2 protein-coding genes and 1 pseudogene are annotated in these 3530 nt (G+C 66.4%); all 3 read right to left on the reverse strand.

The features are described 5' to 3' along the window. Positions 1-2114, reverse strand: a 2114-nt coding sequence (gene clpA, locus ACLL81_RS04085) for an ATP-dependent Clp protease ATP-binding subunit ClpA (protein ID WP_411287071.1), incomplete at its 3' end; no start/stop codon positions are given. A gap of 6 nt (positions 2115-2120) precedes the next feature. Further along, a complete protein-coding gene (clpS, locus tag ACLL81_RS04090; protein WP_411287072.1) occupies positions 2121-2450 on the reverse strand; it encodes an ATP-dependent Clp protease adapter ClpS in 330 nt (109 codons plus the stop codon). A gap of 137 nt (positions 2451-2587) precedes the next feature. Next, positions 2588-3530: pseudogene (locus ACLL81_RS04095) on the reverse strand (hypothetical protein); the annotation flags it as partial.

Here is a 3530-nt window from a genome sequence, read left to right on the forward strand (position 1 = left end):
GCGCCGTAGAGTTCGTCGAAGCCGTTCTTGGCCAGCCAGTCGGCCGCCTCGTCGGAGGTCTCGATGGTGACGTGCCGATCCGCCAGCTGAGCTTCCAGCTGCATGACGAACTTCTGCACGACCTGGCGGATGATCTCGGGCGTCAGCGGGCGGAAGTGAACGATGGCGTCGAGGCGATTTCTGAACTCCGGCGTGAACAGCCGCTTCAGCGCCTCGTCCACCTCGTCCTCGGCCTTGCCGCGGCCGAAGCCGATGGAGTTGCGCTGGGCGTCCGAGGCGCCGGCGTTGGTGGTCATGATCAGAACGACGTTGCGGAAGTCGATCTTCTTGCCGTTGGAATCGGTCAGCTGACCGTGGTCCATGACCTGCAGCAGGATGTTGTAGACGTCGGGGTGCGCCTTCTCGATCTCGTCGAGCAGCACCACCGCATGCGGGTGCTGGTCGACGGCGTCGGTCAGCTGGCCGCCCTGATCATAGCCGACGTAGCCCGGAGGGGCCCCGATCAGGCGGCTGACCGTGTGGCGCTCCATGTATTCACTCATGTCGAAGCGCAGGAGTTCGATGCCCAGGGTGGAGGCCAGCTGGCGCGCGGTCTCGGTCTTGCCGGTGCCGGTGGGGCCGGAGAACAGGTAGCTGCCGATGGGCTTGTTGGCGTCGCGCAGCCCCGCGCGAGCCATCTTCATGGCCGAGGAGAGCTGGTTGATGGCCTCGTCCTGGCCGTAGACCGCCCGGGTCAGGTCGGTCTCCAGCTGCTTCAGGGACTCGGTGTCGGTCTTGGAGACGGACCTGGGCGGGATGCGGGCGATCTTGGCCACGACGGCCTCGACCTCCTTGAGCCCGATGATCTTCTTGCGCTTGCCCTCGGGCAGCAGCATCTGGCCGGCGCCCGCCTCGTCGATGATGTCGATCGCCTTATCGGGCAGCTTGCGGTCGTTGATGTACTTGGCCGACAGCTCCACCGCCGCCTTGATGGCGTCGTTGGTGTAGCGGAGCTTGTGGAACTCCTCGTAGTAGGTCTTCAGGCCCTTCAGAATCTTGATGGTGTCGTCGATGGTGGGCTCGTTGACGTCGATCTTCTGGAACCGGCGCACCAGGGCGCGGTCCTTCTCGAAGTGCTGGCGGAACTCCTTGTAGGTGGTCGAGCCCATGCACCGTAGGGTGCCCGAGGCCAGGGCGGGCTTCAGCAGGTTGGAGGCGTCCATCGCCCCGCCGCTGGTGGCGCCGGCGCCGATCACCGTGTGGATCTCGTCGATGAACAGGATCGCGTCGGCGTGGTTCTCCAGCTCCTTGACCACCTGCTTGACGCGCTCCTCGAAGTCACCACGGTAGCGGGTGCCCGCCAGCAGCGAGCCCATGTCCAGGGAGAAGATGGTCGAGCCGGCGAGAACCTCGGGGACCTCGCCGTTGACGATCTTGCGGGCCAGGCCCTCGGCGATGGCGGTCTTGCCGACGCCGGGGTCGCCCACCAGCAGCGGGTTGTTCTTGGTCCGCCGGCAGAGGATCTGGATGCACCGCTCGACCTCGGCCGCACGGCCGATGAGCGGATCAACCTTACCCTGCTTGGCCTTCTCGTTAAGGTTGACGCAGTAGGTCTCCAGCGCCTCGCCGCCGGTCTTGACGGTGGGCTTGTCCTCTTCGTCGGAGCCCTTGACGGCCTTGGGCTCGCTGACCCCGGCCTTCTTGGCGATGCCGTGGGCGATGTAGTTGACCGCGTCGTAGCGGGTCATGTCCTGCTCCTGCAGGAAGTAGGCGGCGTGGCTCTCGCGCTCGGAGAAGATCGCCACTAGGACGTTGGCGCCGGAGACCTCCTCGCGGCCGGAGGACTGGACGTGGATCACCGCGCGCTGGATCACGCGCTGGAAGCCCGCCGTGGGCTTGGCGTCCTCGCCGTCGTCCACCACCAGCGAGCGGAGCTCGTTGTCGACGTAGTTGGTGAGCGTGGTGCGGAGCGAGCCGAGCTCAACTTCGCAGGCGCGCATGACGCCGGCGGCGTCCTCATCGTCGATGAGGGAGAGCAGCAGGTGCTCCAGGGTGGCATACTCGTGCTTTCGCTGATTGGCGTAGGCGACCGCGCGGTGCAGTGACTCTTCGAGCTGGCGCGAAAATGACGGCAAGGGGCCTTAGTCCTTTTCCATTGTGCACTGAAGCGGGTGTTGGTGCCGCCGTGCTGCGTCAACGACCTGGGCTACTTTTGTTTCCGCCACCTCGTAGGTGAACACCCCACACACCCCCACACCGTGTTGATGGACGTGCAGCATTATGCGAGTCGCATCTTCGCGCGACTTATTGAAGAACTGCTCAAGCACATAGACGACGAATTCCATCGGCGTGTAGTCGTCGTTCAGAATCAGCACCCGATACATCGAGGGCTTCTGCGTCTTCGGCTTCGTCTGGGTGATCACCGTCGACCGAACGCCGGTGTCCTGATCACCTTGTTTGCGTTCGCTCATCGAACGTATCTCCTGGCCCCGCAACGCGGCGCCTTGCCTAGATTAGATATGGAAAAGATCGGCCATTGGAAGGGTCGAATCGTCACGCCACTGCGGATAACTGCGCGACGCCGCCAAATAGAGCGCAGGCCTCAGGGTCAGGTCGGAGCGGCTAAGGCCCGGATCACCGCGGTCCGGTCGGCGGTCGACAGGTCGAGGCGGGCAGCCTCGCGATACCTGGCCCGGGCCGTGTCCCCTCGGCCTTGGGCCGCCAGCGCCTTGCCCCATGCCAGGTGCAGCGCCCCCCACCGCGGAGCGAATGCGGCGGCGGTACGGAATTTGTCGGCCGCGCCCCGATGGTCGCCTTGCAGGGCCAGGGCGTCGCCCCAGTACTTCAGCGGATCGGCCCAGCGGGGCCCCTTGACGTGGGCCTGTCGGAAGAGGGCGATGGCGCCGGGGGTGTCGCCCCGCCCCAGCAGGGCTTGGCCGCGTTCGGCATAGGCGAAGGGGAGGGAGGGGCCTTGACGGATGGCCTCGGCGAACCAGCGGTCGGCGGCGCGGTGGTCGCCGGCGATCTCGGCGATGCGGGCGCGCTCGCGGACGCACAGGTAACAGTCCAGCGGCGTTGCCGCGATCAGGGCCTGGGCCCCTGCGAGGTCGCCGGCGCGGGCGCGGGCGTAGGCGAGCTGGGGCCGGATCAGCGTCGGCCGCCAGCCGGCGTCGCGCAGAACAAACCGTTCGGCCGCCGCCGCGTCAGCCAGTTCGAGGCGCGCCACCGCTTCAGGCCAGCGCTCAAGATCGGCGGCCAGCGTCGCGAAGGGAAGCCGTGCAGTGCTTCTCGTGCCCGGCCCCCGGTTAACCAGATCAAAGATGGCAATATCGTCGGTGATGTCGAGCTGCCGAAGGATACGCCGGCCCGTCGAACCGTCATGCGCCAAGATCAGGTTGGCGGCCTGGCTGACCGCGTCGTTGCGGCCCTCCGCGATCGTTGGAACGACCGAACGGGCCCGCTCGCTCGCCCGGGCCGCGTCCAAAAAGGCGCCGTCTCCGGCGTGGGCAATTGATCGAACGCTGAACGGGGTTCTCCTGCGCACTTCGGGG

This window comes from Phenylobacterium sp. (genome assembly GCF_046590535.1).
GTDB lineage: Bacteria > Pseudomonadota > Alphaproteobacteria > Caulobacterales > Caulobacteraceae > Phenylobacterium.

Coding starts and splice junctions, on each gene's coding strand:
- clpS (WP_411287072.1), bottom strand. CDS start 2,450: ATGAGCGAACGCAAACAAGGTGATCAGGACACCGGCGTTCGGTCGACG.